We start from the raw sequence: 17,265 nt of genomic DNA on the forward strand, positions 1-17,265 counted from the left end.
CCACTCCGGATGACTTCAGTCTGAAACGGTTTTTCGGGACTATTTTCAGAACTATTTTCAGAACTATTCTTCGAACGAGTTTCCCGAACTATAACCCTTAAGTTGTCGGAAATACCATCGACTAAGCCTGTATTACGGAAATGAAAACCCGACAAATGCTGGCCGCTTTGTCTGTACTTTTGTGTGGGAGTGAATCACATATCCAATCCAACCTTGTGGAGATACCACTTACCCTCGAAATTGCCGTATTGTTCCCAGAAGAGTACATTGATGTCGAGCTCAAACGGTGATACGCCAAAGTATCTGTAGAGTCCTTCGTTGGGATTAAACAGTTCCAGGATGCCGTTTTCGAACCGAAAGCCTATTGCGTGGCCGTTGTACAACGAGTCGTCGCCCATCCCGTTAAAATACAACAAAATGAAGTGTCCGGTCTTTTCCAGCACCCAATTAGAAATATATCCCGCACTGCTGCTTTTATTCATTTCTCCAGATGTGCTATCCAGAGAAATAAGATTTTGGCTTTGTAATAAAAAAGGAATACCAGCAGAATAACTCAATGCTTTAGAAGGGAATGTATGCTTCCATGCGTAGGATGCCTGGATAATTGAGATTGATTCAAAATCAAATTCAGCAGCACTTTGGACGCCTCTTCCCTCTGAGGTTATGCTTTTTTTTAGCCAGGTCACTACCATGCCAGAGCAAATACCTGAGTTGTTATAAACAGGACTTAAGTTTTTTTTATTCCAATGGGCATTAACTGAGTAATTATTTGCCGTAGAAAAAATTTTTTCAAAAAGCATGTTACTTAAGTCCTCCAAAATCTCCGGGATTCTGTGACTTTCGATCTTACTAAACGACGAACAAGGCAGTTCGGTATACACACGCAGAGAGGAGTTTGGGGAGACCATCCTCCAGACCGACTGTCTGAATGTTGCATACTCATTGTTCATATATCGCTCAGACTTGTTTGAAAGCAGGTCGTAAAGTACACTCTAATGTCGGCAAAAATATATCACGTCGATAGACTGGCGGCTCGATGATTCAAGCAGCCATAGCGAAAGAAAACCGTTTTTCTAAATAACGAGAGGTGAAGTAGTGGCTCGAGTAACCGTAGAAGACTGCCTGGATAACGTTGATAACCGTTTTGAACTGGTTATGGTGGCTTCCAAGCGCGCCCGCCAGCTGTCCATTGGTGGTAAAGAACCAAAGCTGGACTGGGAAAATGATAAGCCAACGGTAATGGCTTTGCGTGAAATTGCTGAAGGTCTGGTAACCGCGACTACTGTTGAAGAGCGCATTGTCGATGAAGACGAGGCCGCTATGTTTCTGGCTGGTGTAGAAAGCTAACAGCCAGGAAAGCCTCTGATGTCCGGATTGCTGCACAGGAGGAGCGGGCTTTGCTGACTATCGATGAGTTTGCCGGCCGCTTGAAGTCCTACCTGACCCCTGAACAGGTTAATCTTGTTCGCAGGGCTTACTATTACGCCGAACAGGCCCATGACGGGCAGATACGACGGAGTGGTGAGCCTTATATCACCCATCCTCTGGAAGTGGCAGCTATTCTGGCCGACATGCACATGGACCATCACAGCCTGATGGCCGCCATGCTGCACGATGTCATAGAGGACACCGGTATTGAAAAAAGTGCCATAGTCGAACAGTTTGGTGAAGTGGTCGCTGAACTGGTAGACGGGGTCAGCAAGCTGACCCACATGCACTTTGAGAATAAAACCCTGGCTCAGGCCGAGAATTTTCAGAAAATGGCGCTGGCCATGGCCCGGGATATCCGGGTTATTCTCGTCAAGCTTTCAGACCGTTTGCACAACATGCGAACCCTCGGGGTTCTGCGCCCGGATAAACGCCGCAGAATTGCCCGTGAAACCCTCGATATTTATGTTCCAATAGCCAATCGTCTTGGTATGCACAATCTGCGGATTGAGCTGGAAGACCTCGGCTTTGAAGCCATGTACCCCATGCGTTCACGCATGATTCGCCAGGCCGTCAAACAGGCGCGTGGCAATCGCCGGGACCTGGTGGGCAAAGTACAGAAAGCCATTGCTGCCCGGCTGGAAGAAGAAGGTCTTAAAGGCAGAGTGGTGGGACGCGAGAAACATCTCTACAGCATTTATAAAAAGATGCGCAGCCAGAGCAAGTCCTTTGGTGAAATCATGGACATGTTCGCCTTTCGCATCATAGTCGACAGTGTCGACAGCTGTTACCGCGCCTTTGGCATCGTTCACAACCTCTACAAACCCATCCCCGGCCGCTTCAAAGACTATATCGCTATCCCCAAAGCCAACGGCTATCAATCCCTCCACACCACTTTGTTCGGTATGCACGGCGTACCTGTGGAAATCCAGATCCGTACTCAGGAAATGGAAGATATGGCGAACAATGGCATCGCCGCGCACTGGCTGTATAAATCCGGTGATGAAGCGCTGTCGGGCAGTCATGCCCGTACACGACAGTGGCTAAAAGGTGTGCTGGAGCTACAGAAGAATGCCGGTGACTCCCTGGAGTTTATTGAAAACGTAAAAATCGACCTCTTCCCCGATGAAGTCTATGTTTTCACACCCCGTGGTGCGATTCTCGAATTGCCAAAAGGGGCGACTGCGGTCGATTTTGCCTATGCGGTTCATACCGATGTGGGTAACACCTGCGTTGCCTGTCGTATTGATAAACGACTTGCGTCACTCAGTCAGCCACTGCAGAGTGGGCAGACGGTAGAAATCGTAACGGCGGAAGGTGCCAGCCCCAATGTCGCCTGGCTGAACTTTGTCCTGACTGGCAAAGCCCGTTCTAACATCCGTCACTTCCTCAAACATCAGCGTCGCAACGAATCCATTGCTCTTGGCTATCGCCTGTTGAATAAGGCTCTGGTCAGCTTTGATACCCGGGTGGATCAACTGGATCAGGGCATTCTCAACCAGCAGTTGAAAAACTTTAAGCTGGAGTCGCTGGACGAACTGCTTGAAGACATCGGCCTTGGTAACCGTATGGCTTACATCGTTGCCCGTATGCTGGTGGAGCCTCAGGAAACCGATGGTGAGGAGAAGTCTTCACTGGATGTGGACATTGAACAGTCTCTGACCATTCGTGGCACGGAAGGCATGGTAATCAGCTTTGCCAAGTGTTGTCATCCTATTCCGGGCGACCCGGTGGTGGGGCATGTCAGCTCCGGTCGGGGCATTGTGATTCACACCGACAGCTGCAAAAACATTGCAGAAATTCGCTATAACCCTGAAAAGGTTCTGGAAGTCGACTGGGACAAACACGTTTCCGGTGAGTTCACGGTAGACCTGCAGGTCGAGCTGGAACATCATCGTGGCATGATCGCCTCTCTGGCCACCAGTATTACGGCGGTTGAAGGCAATATTGAAAAGATCAGCATGGAAGAACGTGATGCCAGTTTCTGCATGGTACAACTACTGGTGAACGTTAAAGACCGTGTCCATCTTGCCCGTATCATTAAACGACTGCGCGTGATTAAAGGCGTACACTCCATTACCCGCCGCAGGGAATCCTAAGCTCTGTCCCCTGTATTAAGCAGGGGCTGATTCCTTTGATCTGGCTCATGATCATCAGCAAATCCGCTTGCAATATACGAGGTCTTCCCTACTATCAGCCTTTTGGAAGGTGGAAGATATGAGTAACCGACAGATTATTAATACCAAGCGAGCACCACAGGCGATTGGTACCTATTCCCAGGCAGTAAAAGCGGGAACCACGGTTTATATCTCTGGACAGATTCCACTGGTACCTGAAACCATGGAATTGCAGGATGGCGACTTTAAAGATCTGACCCGTCGTTGTTTCACCAACCTCAAAGCGATTGCCGAAGCTGCAGGTGGTACGTTAGAGGACGCCGCCAAGGTGAATATCTTCCTGACCGACCTGAGCAATTTTGCTTCTGTAAATGAAGTGATGGCTGAGTTCTTTGAACAGCCCTACCCGGCACGAGCTGCCATTGGTGTGAAAGAGCTGCCAAAGGGCGTACCGGTTGAGGTTGATGCTGTTCTGGAGTTGAAATAATACCCGCTTTTCGTAGAGCTTCTTACGAAGCTCTACTCGCTTCCCCATGGCAAATCCCGATAATGATCCGGGTATTTCAGCCGCTGTTTATTGCTGATCGCAAGTGCTTCTACCGTTGCCTTTACCGGTGACGGAATACTCGCCATGTTTGCCAGCTGGTCCAGCTGTTTCATACTGATTTTTCTGCGAACAGAAAAGTTCACCCGCCCGGAACTTCGAAGCTCTACCTGTTCTGCCGCAAATAGTCGTTGTTGTGCGGTTGGCAATTGGATTTTTCCTTTCAGGTAACCCGCAATCACTTCAGCCTGACAGTGATACAGGATAAATGGCGCACTGGCCAGAGTCATCCCGGTGGCTGATAATTCCGGGTGTACAGGATGGAACAGATTAAGGTAGAGAGGCGCCATACAGCTTTTATCACCAGATAGTTCAATACCTGGCAGGGCCTGCCTGAAAACAGGATCAGGCTGGTAACCGGTACACAGGATCAGGACATCAATATCCTGCAGTTTTTCACCGTTTTCCAGAATCACGGTTCGGCCATTACAGGCAATAACATCCCGGTGCCGGGTCAGGTTCTGGTTTGCACCGTAGGGTTTCCAGATCGGTTTGTGCAGCTCCCGGCTGCCAGAATGCGCACAAAGAAATACCCGGCTGGCACAATGGCTGATTTCCCGGCTCAGGTCTTCACCGGAAGGGCCTGTACCCACAAGGGCAATGCGCTGATTGCGATACGCTGCCGGCCCCCGATAGCTGAAACTGTGTTCAAGCCGCCCGGTAAAGGACAGTAATGGCTCAAGATCCGGAAGCTTTGGGTAATAATAACGACTGTTGCAGAATACAACGGCATCGAATTCTGCGCTGTTCTGGCTGGTTTGAATCTGCCAGCGTTTGGGGTTGCCATTGGTTAATCCACTTTTAGGAGATGCCTCAAGCGTAAGAAAGCGGTGATTAAATCGAATGTGTGGCAACAGGCCGTTATGTTCTGCAAAGCGTTGCAGCTGTGACAACACTTCATCATGCCGGGGATAGCAGGGGTAATCATCAGGATAGGGAAAATCGGGCAGCGCCATTGTCTGTCTGGGTACATTGCAACGTAGCGTGGGGTAGGTTGGACAGTAAATGCCGGAGAGACCGTCACGAATATCAATCAGCTCAGACAGAGGCTGAATAGCCCAGGAACCCCCCAGACAGTTGCGCTGCTCAAAAAGCGTAATGGTAAAACCGGCCTTTTTCAGTATGCTGCCGGTAATTAACCCTGCTGGCCCTGCCCCGATGATGGCTACTTCTTTATTAGCGGACATTCTTGTTCTCTGCCTGATCTGCCTGGAGAAAGAATAGACCGCTATCGCACAGGATTGTTCTGAATATTAATCGTCTTTTTATTATGAAAATGCAGTTTTCATCACCGGGGGGGACGAAAGCTGCATTTTTCGCTCATGGTTTTTTGCTTCAGGTAGCCAGCCTTGTAATCCGGGTATTTAAACTGATAGCCCGTATCGAGAATTTTGTGGTTGCTGCAACGTTTACTGGATCTTGGGGGAGCAGGATGATCATCGTTCAGTTCGACACCGTACTGAGTCGCAATCCAGTGCAGAACATCGTGCATAGGAGCTGGCTGGCAATCAACGCCAATGTAAACAGGGTCAGGCATTTGCCCACTGATGCTCATTTGAATCAGGTGTTTGAGAATACCGGCGCAATCATCCCGGTGAATGCGGTTACTGTAGACAGCAGGCTCTTTCGCGCATCCTTTTTGTTCAAGCACCCGTTTAATCAGCCGGTTTCTGCCAGGACCATAAATGCCACCAAAGCGCACAGAAGTGGCAGGCAGATTGCCGGCAAACAGTACCTTTTCCGCCTCCAGCAGAGTTTGACCGGCAAAGGTTTGAGGGTGGCAGTCAGAGCCTTCATCGACCCATTCGCCATTGCACTGATGATAGACGCTGGTGCTGGAGGTGAAGAACAGGTGTCTGGGCTGAATATTTTTCTTTTTTAAATGATTGATCACATTCATAAGACCAGTGACGTAAGCTTTCTGGTAAAGCTCTGGTGAGTGTCCGTCGGCAGCGGCCGTATAAAGAACGTAGTCGATGGTTTCAGGCCATGCGCCAAGTCTGTCCGGGTCTGAAAGGTCGCCGGGAATAGCGCTAACCCCTTCGGGCAACTGATCAATGGTGCGACGCAGGCCCCAGACTCTAAACCCATTGGTGAGCAGCAATTTGTCTGGCCAGCTCACACCCTACGTCGCCACAGCCTGCGATAAGAATGTTCAGTGTTTCCATCTTTGTTCTCATAAAATGCCTAAAGAGATGGTCTTGTGTACTGTTTTCTATATTTGCGTCGCAAACATTCCAACTTCTTCTCAGGTGTGATCATCCCTCAAAAGTCCTGCCTGAGCTATATTTGCAGAGGTTCTACCCAGTAAATAAACTGGCAACGTTATTAATGATAGATTTGGCATTCCTCAGAATACGACCATTTGACGCAGTGCGAACAACAGGTTTCGTCGTACAAGCAACCGATGAAGATTACTACCTGTCAGGTCGGTGTAATGTTACCTGTAGGCCATTGTTGAATAATAATAACCTTGTGACGCTCAATATACACCTGACGGATGAAGGCAGGGATTGGTACTGTGGGTACGAGGAGCATGAGGTGAAATCACTGTTAGTTCCATTTGGACAGCCTGACGGTACACTTATTCTAACTTACCCTATGAACGGTTGCGCTCTTGAGGTAAGGCGTGAGAAAGAGGGAAACCGTATTTACCACGACCACAATGGCGTTTGTATGCCACGGTCTATAGATGGGACAAGAGCATTGAGGGTGAGTGCTAATCACTACATGGACTGGGGCAATAGGCATTTTGTCCGTACGGAACGACTAGCCTACAGAGCAGGATTAACCAGAAAATACAGTGGTTTCAGTTTTGCACACACAATCATCTGCATTAAGCAGGGGCGCAATTGGAACGTTTACAACAACGCTGTAAGCCAGATTTATGAATTAGATCCTTTTTCAGCACAAAGGATAAATCAGGAGTATTTCCAGCCAAAAGATTATATAAAGTATTCATTAGGATATTTTCCTGATTGATCTGAGAGCTACCCGCCGATACCCGTTCATAGACGCTGGTGCTGGAGGCTAAGAACAGGTGTCTGACCAGCACGCACCCTACGTCCACAGCCTGCGATAAGAATGTTTTCAGACATAGCTTCAGGTTTTTCCAGTGTTAAAGCAGCTCAGTATCAAAGTGGCTGATCATATTATCCAGCTTCGTTTCATAGTAATAAGGATTAGACCACAGTTTCTGCTCTGCTAACTGAAGAATCTCAGCTTCGCTGGGAATATAGATTTTTTTACTTTCTTTACTTTCGACTGGCTTTAGTTCTATATCCAGCTCACGTTGAATAATCTGCTTTTGAGCTGATGATAAAGGGCTATGGGATTGCATTATGGCATGGAGCTTTTTGCCAGCTTCAAGTTTGGCTCTATCGAGATGTCTGAATGATCCTTTAGAAAATAGTTTACACTGCATTGCAGCGCAGTCGTCCTCTAAAACTCTTGAAATCATCGCAGTGCTTTCGCCTTTTGGATCAAACACCATTGGATCATTAATGAATTTGGAAAGATCACCGTAGCTGGCTGAGAGACCAGAGTTTTCAGCTTCGATGATAGCCTGCATTACGGACGCCTTAACCTTCTTTTCTTCTAACATGACCCGAGCTTTCTTCTTTTCAAGATACTGAGTAGCGGCTTCACAGCCCTCAGTGGTTTTTTGGTCTTTATAGAAGCCATATTGCTCACACAGGCTGCTGAACTCGCAACCTGCCCCCCTCAGTTTCTTAAGGTGTTTTGAAGACTCAAGTTTAATGTCAAGCAGTTTGCTGAGAAACTGCTCCCGGGTTAACTCCTGTCTGGAAAAAGAACCTTTGACGGCTCTGGTTTTTTCTGCAAGCCTGATCATTTCTTTGTTCATCTTTCCCAGTATTCCGGACAGCTCTAAAAACTGGTCAACCTTTTCTCCCTGTAATGTCATCGGTGGCAATGAATTGATGGCCGATGTATACATGGCGTCAGAACTGATTTTGGTCAACTCAGTAGCTTTTTCCAGCCACCGTTTTTTATAGGCAATTTTTGTCTGCTCAATGACGTTTTTGGTGCTTTGGTCTTTGGCTGAAAGACCGGCTTTATGCATTTCAAAAAAGTCAGTTGTTGGGGCATAGGTATTAAGTTTGCTTAACTGAGTGGTGGTTTGCGTTATTGGACAAGCGACTGACATTGAACTGGCTTCAGGAGTGTTTCCCCATCGCTCCTGAGCGTCTGTCAGGCTCTTTTTATAAGATGTGACTGCCATTTTCTCATTGACCAGATGTTCTAATTCAGAGGCTGCCATATTCATTGCGTAGAGCTGACCTTCCACAAGTGTAATACCCAGTTTTACCGGAGCATTATGTTGTTGAGATATTTGGCGCCTCATAACCGGAGGTGACCAATTGGAACTGGTAGCGGGTATGACTCTGTCACGATTCAGGGCTTCGGCGCTTTTCGCGCGCTTCATTTTTGGATCATCAGGCAGGTGTTTAGGCTTGATGCCATCAAGATTGATATCAACCGAAAGTCCTGCCGGTACAAACTGCCCGTGATCCCGTTTGAAATGAGACTGGACGAGAATGGTCGTTTGACCGTCGTAGGCCTTATTAACAGCCGGTTTTGAGTATTTCGTGAACTGTGCTTTATTTTCTACCCGGAATTCATCCCGGTTAATAGCGATGACTTCAACAGAGTAAGTCTGTGTTGACGACGATGGCGTAATGCCAAGCTTATCGGTAATAAATGTATAGACAGGGTTGAGAGTATCCTGTCTTACTACGTCCTTTAATATTGGCTCAGACCCGGGTATTGCTAACTGTAGTTTTTCAGTCAGCTCTTTTTCTTTTAGCGCAACTGGCTTTTCATACTCTGAGCTTTTCTTCTCAGATGTTTTCTGAACACTCTTGCGGTTTGGGTTGACTGAATGCATTGGTAAAATCCAGCTATCGCCGCTGCTTTGATCCTGCACTTCGACCTGCAGAGTAATATCGCTTCTTTCGAGGTCACCCTTCCACTTACTGTCATTACCTGTTTTTGAAATGCCTTTAAACTGGTCTGACACTTCGTCCAGTACGACCTCATTGGCCAGCCTTGACTGTTCCGACAAATTTAGCTTCTGCTCTCGCCGGTTTACAGAGAGTTTTAGTTCTATAGGTGTACCAAATGATTTTTTAACCGGGTTAAAAACATGGCAGGCATCGGTGACTGTTTTTCTGGCTTCAGGCTGTTTTTTGCCAAGATGTTGCTTTAATAGTTTGAGCTGCTCCTGCGGAGCTAGTCTCTCTAAACTTTGTTTACCAGGCTCGGCATAATCAGCGGATGCACTGATTCTGCATGCTTTAAGTGCCTTTGTCGTGTCCGGGTGGTTTGAAGAGTTTGCCCATTCGAGCAGTTCTTTCGTTCGATAGTTCGTTCGATAGTTCGTTCGACAGGGGCGTGAACTATCGCTTTGGGCTTGTACCCGCCCGGGCTGTCTTTCCGCTATATTTTTGCCTGAAACGGCAGCTTGTCCTGATGCTCCGGGTTGAACATAAGGTGTAGTGTTTCCTGTCTGTGTCACTGCGCTGCTTTGTGGTCCATCAGGATTTCCTGGTGGATTTTGGGTGGCGTATCCAGTAACGGAAGGAGCATGCAGACTAACCGGATCAGATTTCATTGTTTAAAATTCCTTTTTACTTATCCATGTTTAAGACGCTCCTTTGACCACTGAGCGTTCATTCAGTTCCAAATAAAGTAAGAAATAGGAAAATAAAGTGGCAGGCACTGCAAAAGCACTTTGGCCGCGCTGCAGCTGAATGCTTTGTCAGCCAGCTTACCCTCAGAGCCGGGGTGGAAAAACTGGAAAAAGAACTGGGTGCTGAGTTGTTTGAGCGTACATAAGATCGGTGACGTGTTTTCGCTCTTAAGGATAGATGCTATCAGTTTGAGTTTTTCTGATTGATTTCCATAGCCTTTCAGGTTGACTGAGTCCCTATGAAGGGGTTCCTTTATTGCCAGGCTCCATACTATTTATTCGGGTTACCAGGCTGTCAAGGTTACCGTTAGCAGAGCTGACGAGGTTTTCAAAAATCTTGGTAGATTCTTTCGGACTGAAGCCTTTCTGCTTCAGACTTTCCAGAGCCCAGGGTTTAAAATTCTGTTCAATATAAGCCGTTTGTGCGGCTTTGGCAGCGGTCAGTGCTTTTTCCATAGACGGGGTTAAAGGCGTATCACTGACAGCCTTTTTCACTTGCTCATGGTTGGCTTCAGGTTTTTTTAACAGTTCGTGAGTCCGTTTTGCGGCTTCCCTCGGTGAATAGCCTTTTCCTAAAAAGCTCTGTTCCGTCCATTGAGCCAACTCTTTGCGATTCTGGTCCTTAAAAGGAATTTTAGCGACTCCCTGTTCAATCATGAAACTACTGCGTTTTGTTGTTTTGCTGATGCTTTTAACGGTATCTTTTGCCCATTCAGGAGAGTAACCTTTTTCGATGAGAATGTTAGCCTGTTCTTCCATAAAGGCTTTGCTGGCTGTGAAGTCCCGAGATTTTTTATAAGCATGAGTAATTGATAACGAGCCGTCGCTTTTTATCTGAACATCAATCTTTTTAATTTTGTAGTCAGGAAGGCTCTTCTGTTTTTTTGGAGATTTTTTTGCCCCACCGATAAACAGCTTTTTCGGGCTGAAGGAAGACAGCTTTCTTCCCCACCTTGCTCCATGAGTAGTCCCATGAGTTGGCTGATTCTCAACGCCACTGTTATGAACTCCTGGCTGAACTCCACCTATTCCGTTGTTTGCGCCAGTTACCGACATATCTCACTCTATCCTGAAAATTAATCCCTTTGCAGGTTATCGACATCGCTTTGGATTTGTTTTACTTCGGGGCTACAGATTTATGAAATATTCTGACCGGTATGAGCCAGAAAATAAGGACATAAGGCTGACATGACGGGGAATATAGTTAATAATACTGATTAAATTTACAGTACTCTTATCACCATCGTCGGCTTACTTTTATTATGACTCTGACTGAACTGCGCTATATTGTTGCTCTTGCTCGGGAACAGCACTTTGGTCGTGCTGCAGCTGAATGCTTTGTCAGCCAGCCAACCCTCAGTGCCGGGGTGAAAAAACTGGAAAAAGAACTGGGCGTTGAGTTGTTTGAACGTACTCGCAACGCTGTTCGTGTCAGTGATATGGGGCAACGCATTATTCAGCAGGCAAGGAAAGTCCTTGAAGAAGCCGATGCTGTGAAAGAGCTGGCAAAAGAAGGTAAAGACCAGTTGAGTACACCGTTGCGGGTGGGTGCGATTTACACCATTGGCCCTTACCTGTTTCCGCATCTGGTACCCAAACTGGCAGAGCTGGCACCAGAAATGCCACTTTACATAGAAGAAAACTTTACTGCGGTTCTGCGTCGAAAATTACGACAGGGCGAACTGGATGCCATCATCATTGCCCTGCCCTTCACCGAACCGGACGTTTTAACACTACCCATCTATGATGAAGCCTTCAGGGTATTGATGCCAGGCCACCATCCGTGGGCTGAGCGTGATGCGATTAATAAAGATGAACTGTCCAGGGATGAAGTGTTGCTGCTGGGTGAAGGCCATTGTTTCCGGGACCAGATTCTGGAAGCCTGCCCGTTGCTTGGTGTGCATGAGGGTCATGACGGCTCCGGCGTTGAAGCCACTTCGCTGGAAACCATTCGTCACATGGTGGCATCAGGCATGGGCATCAGCATTCTGCCGGAATCGGCTCTGGGCAATAATTATTATGCACCGGATGTGCTGACTTCTAAGCCGTTCAGTGCTCCAGGGCCTGAAAGAACGGTCGCACTGGCATGGCGAGCCAGCTTCCCAAGACCCAAAGCCATTGATGTACTGGCAGCGGCATTAAAGCAATGTACCGATATCAACAGGATTGAAGATTAATGAGCAAGCCTCTGCATGAGATTCCGGTAACGGCACTCAAAGGTGTGGGGGCTGCTTTGGCTGAGAAACTGGCTAAAATCCATATCCGTAATCTACAGGACTTACTGTTCCATCTGCCATTGCGCTATCAGGATCGTACCCGCATAACGCCCATTGGTGCGCTCCAGCCGGATGGGGACTTTGTTGTGCAGGGCAAAGTGCTTGGTGCTGAAGTGATTATGGGGCGCAGGCGTAGCCTGCTATGCCGTGTCAGCGACGGTACGGGCAGTGTTGGTTTACGCTTTTATCATTTTTCTGCAGCTCAGAAAAACAACCTGAAAGCCGGAGCCGAAATCCGTTGTTTTGGCGAACCCCGACGGGGTGCCTCAGGTCTGGAGTTTTATCACCCGGAGTACCGGGTGATAAAGCCCGACAATCAGCTTGAGGTTGAAGAAACGCTGACACCGGTCTATCCCGCCACAGAAGGTTTAACTCAACAACGCATACGCAGCCTGTGTGATCTGGCACTGGATAAACTGAACAACCCTTCTGTACTACAGGACTGGTTACCAGAGTCTGTTCAACAACAGTATCAGCTGGGAACGCTTGTGGATGCTGTCCGGCTGTTGCACAGCCCTCCTCCGGATAATTCAATGGCTTTGCTTGGCGAAGGTCGTCATCCTGCCCAACGACGTCTTGCCTTTGAAGAACTGCTGGCACACAACCTCAGTATGCAGAAGCTGCGCACGTTGGTGCGTACTGTTAACAGCTACCCAATGCCGCCAAAGCAGGAACTGACACGCACCTTCCGTGAACAGTTGTCGTTTAACCTGACGGGCGCTCAGGAACGTGTGGTGGCTGAGATCAGTCAGGATATGATGCAGGCAGAGCCTATGCTCCGTCTGGTTCAGGGGGATGTGGGATCAGGTAAAACCGTTGTTGCTGCGCTGGCGGCCCTGCAGGTGGTAGAAAATGGCTATCAGGCGGCGATTATGGCACCCACTGAAATTCTGGCAGAACAGCATGAACGCAATTTTAAGAACTGGTTGAAACCACTGGGCGTGTCAGTGGCTTATTTATCCGGTAAAACCACGGGTAAAAAGCGTGAGAAGGTTCTGGAGGAAATTGCCAGCGGTGAGGCGTCAGTTGTCGTAGGCACCCACGCTCTGTTTCAGGATGATGTTGATTTTCACCGCCTGGGGTTGGCAATTATTGATGAGCAGCATCGCTTTGGTGTCCATCAGCGCATGGCGTTGCGGAACAAAGGCGAAAAGAACGGCGGGCAACCTCATCAACTGATTATGACCGCCACACCGATTCCCAGAACGCTGGCGATGAGTGCTTATGCTGACCTTGATTGCTCGGTGATTGATGAACTGCCTCCGGGACGCACGCCGATTAACACCGTGGTTATTGGCGACGAACGGCGTGAACAGGTCATGCAAAGGCTTCGTGCTGCCTGTCTGGAAGGTCGGCAGGCGTATTGGGTTTGTACGTTGATTGATGAATCGGAAACCTTGCAGTGTCAGGCTGCGGAGGTCACTGCGGAACAATTACGGGAAACCTTGCCAGAGTTGTCTATTGGCCTGGTTCATGGTCGTATGAAAGCCAATGACAAACAGACGGTGATGGACGCCTTTAAAGCAGGCCATTTGCACCTGCTGGTGGCGACAACAGTTATTGAGGTGGGTGTGGATGTTCCCAATGCCAGCCTGATGATTATTGAAAACCCTGAACGGCTGGGGCTGGCACAACTTCATCAGCTACGGGGACGTGTTGGCCGGGGCAGTATAGCCAGTCATTGTCTGCTGATGTATCACGCACCGTTATCTCAGCAGAGTCGGGAGCGGCTGCAGGTGATGCGCGATTCCAGCGACGGTTTTATGATTGCTGAAAAAGACCTGGAGCTACGGGGGCCAGGCGAAGTGCTGGGAACCCGGCAAACAGGATTGGCGCAACTGCGGGTTGCTGAGCTGGAACGGGACAGTGACTTGCTGGAAGATGTTCGCTCCGCCGCACAAACCCTGTTGCAGGTCGCTCCGGAAAATGCCGAGCCGTTGATTCTTCGCTGGCTGGGGCATGCTGAGCAATACGCGAACGTTTAGCCATTAAACAGCCATGAGCGGGTGAAACATTTTTTCGTCACCTTCGGAGATGGAAAAATTTTCACGGTAAAAAAAATAGTCTTGCCCGTCGCAAAGAAATATCATTCTATATTCAAAAACTATAAAAGCATGGGTAAAGATGATGGATTTACTGAAATATGAGATGCCGCTGTTGAATGGTGAGTCCTGCTCCCTGGGCAACTATCGTGGCAAAGTGGTTCTTATCGTTAATACTGCCAGTCAGTGCGGTTTCACGCCCCAGTACAAAGGGCTGGAAAGTCTGTATGAAAAGTACAGAGAGAAGGGGCTGGTGGTTCTGGGCTTTCCGTGTAATCAGTTTGGTCATCAGGAGCCTGGCAGCAGTGATGATATTGGAAGCTTTTGTGAAAAAAATTACGGCGTTACCTTCCCTGTCTTTGAGAAAATTGACGTTAATGGTGACACGGCCGCACCGCTGTATCAGGATTTGAAGTCGGCTGCTCCCGGAGTATTGGGAACCCAAAAGATTAAATGGAATTTTACCAAGTTTCTCCTGAACCGCAGGGGAGAAGTCATTGCCCGTTATGCACCAACGACAAAACCTGAAAATCTGGAAAGTGCTATTCTGGCAGAACTTGAGTCATAAGAGATAGGGTTTGCAGGTCGATAAGACTACAACATGGTCAGGACTGAAGGGTGGAAACATGACTGAACAGGCCCCGGTGCTTCCCGAATCTATTGAATACGCAGGCTTCTGGACTCGCTGTGGAGCCATGCTGATTGATACTTTTGTATTATTGCTCGTTACTGTCCCGTTGACGCTGGTGATCTACGGCAGCGAAATGTGGCACAACGAAACACTGGTACTTGGCAGTTGGGACTTATTGATTAACTGGCTGTTTCCTGTTGTGTTTGTCATCCTGTTCTGGCGTTACAGAGGGGCAACGCCCGGGAAAATGGCAACGTCGGTGCAAGTTGTTGATGCCAAAACCGGGCAAATTCCGGGATTTCGTCAGTCTGCTATTCGGTATGTTGGTTACTTTTTGTCGATCATCCCCCTGATGCTTGGATTTTTCTGGATTGCCATCGATAAGAGAAAACAGGGCTGGCATGACAAGTTGGCAGGCACCGTTGTTATTAAAATAAAGAAGACTGAGAGTTGAAAGAATAGCGATTTAAGCTGTTTTAACTCATTCAAAGAGACTAATTTTTTTTCGAATTAAAACCCTGATTTATGATCAGAAAACCGATGTATTGTAAAGACTCGTTGATTCAATCATCGGGTCTTTTTTTTAAGCAGTCACTATTTCTAGAACCCAACCACAATAACTATAAAAATGAGCGACAGTATGGAAGCTAATTTAGGTGCTGCGGGTGTAATAGTTTTTAATATTATTTTCGGCATGCGTCATGTTTGGCGTCGCGCTTCCTCTGAAAGTGGATGACTTTACCCGAATCATCAAAAAGCCAAAAGCGCCTGTGGTTGGAATGGTGGCCCAGTTTATGTTGTTACCCGGGCTGAGTACGTTGGCGGCTTATATCTTAAACGTTCCGGCAGAATATGCGGCAGGGATGATTCTTATCGCCTGCTGTCCTGGTGGAAGTATCTCAAATATGGTGACTTACCTTGCCCGGGGTAATGTCGCTGTATCTGTCAGTATGTCGGCAGCGTCGAGTTTGATGGCCATTTTTATGACACCTTTCAACTTTGCTTTTTATGGAAGTCTTCTGCCGCAAACTCAGGGAATGATCCAGTCTATTGCAATAGACGCCTCTAATATTTTACTTCTGATTATTACTATTCTGGCGATCCCTATGGTGGCTGGTATGTATATTGGCAATCGCTTTCCACGATTTGTTGCTATGGCTGAAAAGCCGTTCAGAGTTTTAACATTTACTGTATTGCTGGTTGTTGTTCTTGGAATATTGTCGCAGAACCTGGAGGCATTAAAGCTGTTTGGCGCTATGTTGGCAGCCCTTCTGATTGGGCAGAATGCTATGGCGATGCTTGTTGGTTACCTTTCAGCAAGAATGACAGGCTTGCCAGTACCTGATCAGCGTGCGATCACTTTTGAGGTAGGCATACAAAACTCTGTACTGGGCGTTGCCATTATTGTGACGTTTTATCCGGATATGTTTGGCATGCTCCAGATTGTTGGAATGTGGGGCATGTGGCATCTTGTGTCCGGATTGATTCTGGCTCATATCTGGAGTCGTAAAAGTATTACGTCCAAAGCTGAGCCGGTTTTGGAAGTGAAAGCTGGCTAATTGACCTGCAGAGGGGATAAAACATTACTCCCCTCACAGACTTTTAGGCGGTTGCTGGCTCATGCAGACAGTCTTGAATCAGTGACCCCATTGCTTTCATTATCAATTCTTTGCTCTGCTTTGCCAGAGTTGGATTTTCCCGGTTATTGTTAATGTGCTCAAAATAAGTTGTCCCCATTCTGAAGACAATGCGTGATAAGTTGACCAATTCATCAATGCTCCATTTTGAACCATAGTATTTCAGGATTGAAGAAAAGCGTTTTGATATGCGCTCGTCAAATGATTCATGAAGTTCTGACAGTTGTGGCATGGCAATCATTGCCCTGTTGAGTTCAAATTCAAGCTTATGATTAGCCGGGTTAGCGTACTCCTGTTCACCAATCAATTCGAGAAGTTCCCAGATACCCAGTTTATGAGACTCAAAGTTTTCGTAGTCGTCAAACCTTTGCATCACGTCATTAATCATGCTTTCACACAGTGCATAGATAACAGCCTCTTTGTTGGGATAATACTGGTAGAGAGATGCGACTGGAATTTTGGCTTTCTCAGCTATACCTACTGCTGTCAGTGACTCATAACCTTTCTCTACCAGTAAGGATGCGGTCACCTCTAAAATCGACTCAACACGTTTTTTTGATCGGCTTTGCACTGGTGTTTTTCTGGGTTTTACGGTCGTTTTTGACATGTACTCTATCCCCGCAGATTGATGTTCAGAGGTCATAACATCTGATTAGTAAAACGAACACGCCTATACATATAACCTTGGTTATATAAAAGTAGATCTATATCTGAACAAATAAAGCAGGTATTCAAAAAAAATCTCTAAAAGGTATAGACCAAGCCTTGCCGAGTTAGCCCGGTTATATAAAGAGGGATCAGGTGAAGAGGGGGAAAG

The 17,265-nt window shown here is 47.5% G+C and carries 16 protein-coding genes; 10 read left to right on the forward strand and 6 right to left on the reverse strand.

The features are described 5' to 3' along the window. Positions 1-194: 194 nt before the first annotated feature. Complete coding sequence (locus V5J35_RS12635; RefSeq protein ID WP_354007478.1) at positions 195-800, reverse strand: hypothetical protein; 606 nt, start codon at positions 798-800, stop codon at positions 195-197. Between the two features lie 295 nt (positions 801-1,095). On the opposite strand from V5J35_RS12635, the gene rpoZ reads away from it, so the two are divergent. The 3 genes from rpoZ to V5J35_RS12650 all read left to right on the forward strand — a co-directional run bounded on the left by rpoZ (position 1,096) and on the right by V5J35_RS12650 (position 4,032). Next, positions 1,096-1,347, forward strand: coding sequence for a DNA-directed RNA polymerase subunit omega (gene rpoZ, locus V5J35_RS12640; RefSeq protein ID WP_354007479.1), 252 nt, complete (start codon positions 1,096-1,098; stop codon positions 1,345-1,347). A gap of 50 nt (positions 1,348-1,397) precedes the next feature. Continuing rightward, positions 1,398-3,527: a bifunctional GTP diphosphokinase/guanosine-3',5'-bis pyrophosphate 3'-pyrophosphohydrolase gene (gene spoT, locus V5J35_RS12645; RefSeq protein ID WP_354007480.1), complete on the forward strand. Its 2,130-nt coding sequence runs from the start codon at positions 1,398-1,400 to the stop codon at positions 3,525-3,527. A 118-nt stretch (positions 3,528-3,645) separates the two neighbouring features. Then, entirely contained in the window at positions 3,646-4,032 is a 387-nt protein-coding gene (locus V5J35_RS12650; RefSeq protein ID WP_354007481.1) for a RidA family protein, read from the forward strand. Positions 4,033-4,064: 32 nt separating this feature from the next. Here the strand turns inward: V5J35_RS12650 and V5J35_RS12655 are convergent, their stop codons facing one another. After that, positions 4,065-5,336 (reverse strand): flavin-containing monooxygenase, encoded by a 1,272-nt coding sequence (locus V5J35_RS12655; RefSeq protein ID WP_354007482.1) that lies wholly within the window; start codon positions 5,334-5,336, stop codon positions 4,065-4,067. Between the two features lie 101 nt (positions 5,337-5,437). Beyond that, positions 5,438-6,271, reverse strand: a complete 834-nt coding sequence (locus V5J35_RS12660; protein WP_354016397.1) for an SDR family oxidoreductase — start codon at positions 6,269-6,271, stop codon at positions 5,438-5,440. Positions 6,272-6,690: 419 nt separating this feature from the next. On the opposite strand from V5J35_RS12660, the gene V5J35_RS12665 reads away from it, so the two are divergent. Then, a complete protein-coding gene (locus tag V5J35_RS12665; protein ID WP_354007484.1) occupies positions 6,691-7,131 on the forward strand; it encodes a hypothetical protein in 441 nt (146 codons plus the stop codon). A 136-nt stretch (positions 7,132-7,267) separates the two neighbouring features. On the opposite strand, the gene V5J35_RS12670 is transcribed toward V5J35_RS12665, so the two are convergent. Next, entirely contained in the window at positions 7,268-9,784 is a 2,517-nt protein-coding gene (locus tag V5J35_RS12670) for a hypothetical protein (protein ID WP_354007485.1), read from the reverse strand. A 107-nt stretch (positions 9,785-9,891) separates the two neighbouring features. On the opposite strand from V5J35_RS12670, the gene V5J35_RS12675 reads away from it, so the two are divergent. After that, positions 9,892-10,008 (forward strand): LysR family transcriptional regulator, encoded by a 117-nt coding sequence (locus V5J35_RS12675; protein WP_354011291.1) that lies wholly within the window; start codon positions 9,892-9,894, stop codon positions 10,006-10,008. Positions 10,009-10,099: 91 nt separating this feature from the next. Here V5J35_RS12675 and V5J35_RS12680 read toward each other — a convergent pair whose 3' ends face one another. Further along, on the reverse strand, positions 10,100-10,918 hold the full coding sequence (locus tag V5J35_RS12680; RefSeq protein ID WP_354016398.1) for a hypothetical protein: 819 nt from the start codon (positions 10,916-10,918) through the stop codon (positions 10,100-10,102). A 206-nt stretch (positions 10,919-11,124) separates the two neighbouring features. Between V5J35_RS12680 and V5J35_RS12685 the strand changes: the two genes are divergently transcribed. The 5 genes from V5J35_RS12685 to V5J35_RS12705 all read left to right on the forward strand — a co-directional run bounded on the left by V5J35_RS12685 (position 11,125) and on the right by V5J35_RS12705 (position 16,370). Continuing rightward, positions 11,125-12,039 carry a hydrogen peroxide-inducible genes activator gene (locus V5J35_RS12685; RefSeq protein WP_354007487.1) on the forward strand — a complete coding sequence of 305 codons (915 nt, stop codon included), beginning with the start codon at positions 11,125-11,127 and terminating at the stop codon, positions 12,037-12,039. After that, positions 12,039-14,123: an ATP-dependent DNA helicase RecG gene (recG, locus tag V5J35_RS12690; RefSeq protein ID WP_354007488.1), complete on the forward strand. Its 2,085-nt coding sequence runs from the start codon at positions 12,039-12,041 to the stop codon at positions 14,121-14,123. The genes V5J35_RS12685 and recG overlap by 1 nt, the downstream gene beginning before the upstream one ends. Positions 14,124-14,265: 142 nt before the next feature. After that, positions 14,266-14,748: a glutathione peroxidase gene (locus V5J35_RS12695; protein ID WP_354011292.1), complete on the forward strand. Its 483-nt coding sequence runs from the start codon at positions 14,266-14,268 to the stop codon at positions 14,746-14,748. Between the two features lie 58 nt (positions 14,749-14,806). Further along, positions 14,807-15,265 carry an RDD family protein gene (locus V5J35_RS12700; protein ID WP_354007489.1) on the forward strand — a complete coding sequence of 153 codons (459 nt, stop codon included), beginning with the start codon at positions 14,807-14,809 and terminating at the stop codon, positions 15,263-15,265. Between the two features lie 247 nt (positions 15,266-15,512). Then, positions 15,513-16,370 carry a bile acid:sodium symporter family protein gene (locus V5J35_RS12705; protein WP_354007490.1) on the forward strand — a complete coding sequence of 286 codons (858 nt, stop codon included), beginning with the start codon at positions 15,513-15,515 and terminating at the stop codon, positions 16,368-16,370. A 43-nt stretch (positions 16,371-16,413) separates the two neighbouring features. Here V5J35_RS12705 and V5J35_RS12710 read toward each other — a convergent pair whose 3' ends face one another. Further along, positions 16,414-17,019 (reverse strand): TetR/AcrR family transcriptional regulator, encoded by a 606-nt coding sequence (locus V5J35_RS12710; RefSeq protein ID WP_354016399.1) that lies wholly within the window; start codon positions 17,017-17,019, stop codon positions 16,414-16,416. Between the last annotated feature and the right edge of the window lie 246 nt (positions 17,020-17,265).

Origin of the sequence: Endozoicomonas sp. NE40, from assembly GCF_040549045.1 — a bacterium.
Lineage (GTDB): Bacteria > Pseudomonadota > Gammaproteobacteria > Pseudomonadales > Endozoicomonadaceae > Endozoicomonas_A > Endozoicomonas_A lisbonensis.

Bases quoted from the DNA above. Each gene is read 5' to 3' on its own strand.
- V5J35_RS12635 (WP_354007478.1), bottom strand. From the start codon at position 800: ATGCTTTTTGAAAAAATTTTTTCTACGGCAAATAATTACTCAGTTAAT.
- V5J35_RS12650 (WP_354007481.1), top strand. From the start codon at position 3,646: ATGAGTAACCGACAGATTATTAATACCAAGCGAGCACCACAGGCGATT.
- V5J35_RS12655 (WP_354007482.1), bottom strand. From the start codon at position 5,336: ATGTCCGCTAATAAAGAAGTAGCCATCATCGGGGCAGGGCCAGCAGGG.
- V5J35_RS12670 (WP_354007485.1), bottom strand. From the start codon at position 9,784: ATGAAATCTGATCCGGTTAGTCTGCATGCTCCTTCCGTTACTGGATAC.
- V5J35_RS12680 (WP_354016398.1), bottom strand. From the start codon at position 10,918: ATGTCGGTAACTGGCGCAAACAACGGAATAGGTGGAGTTCAGCCAGGA.
- V5J35_RS12685 (WP_354007487.1), top strand. From the start codon at position 11,125: ATGACTCTGACTGAACTGCGCTATATTGTTGCTCTTGCTCGGGAACAG.
- recG (WP_354007488.1), top strand. From the start codon at position 12,039: ATGAGCAAGCCTCTGCATGAGATTCCGGTAACGGCACTCAAAGGTGTG.
- V5J35_RS12695 (WP_354011292.1), top strand. From the start codon at position 14,266: ATGGATTTACTGAAATATGAGATGCCGCTGTTGAATGGTGAGTCCTGC.
- V5J35_RS12700 (WP_354007489.1), top strand. From the start codon at position 14,807: ATGACTGAACAGGCCCCGGTGCTTCCCGAATCTATTGAATACGCAGGC.
- V5J35_RS12705 (WP_354007490.1), top strand. From the start codon at position 15,513: ATGTTTGGCGTCGCGCTTCCTCTGAAAGTGGATGACTTTACCCGAATC.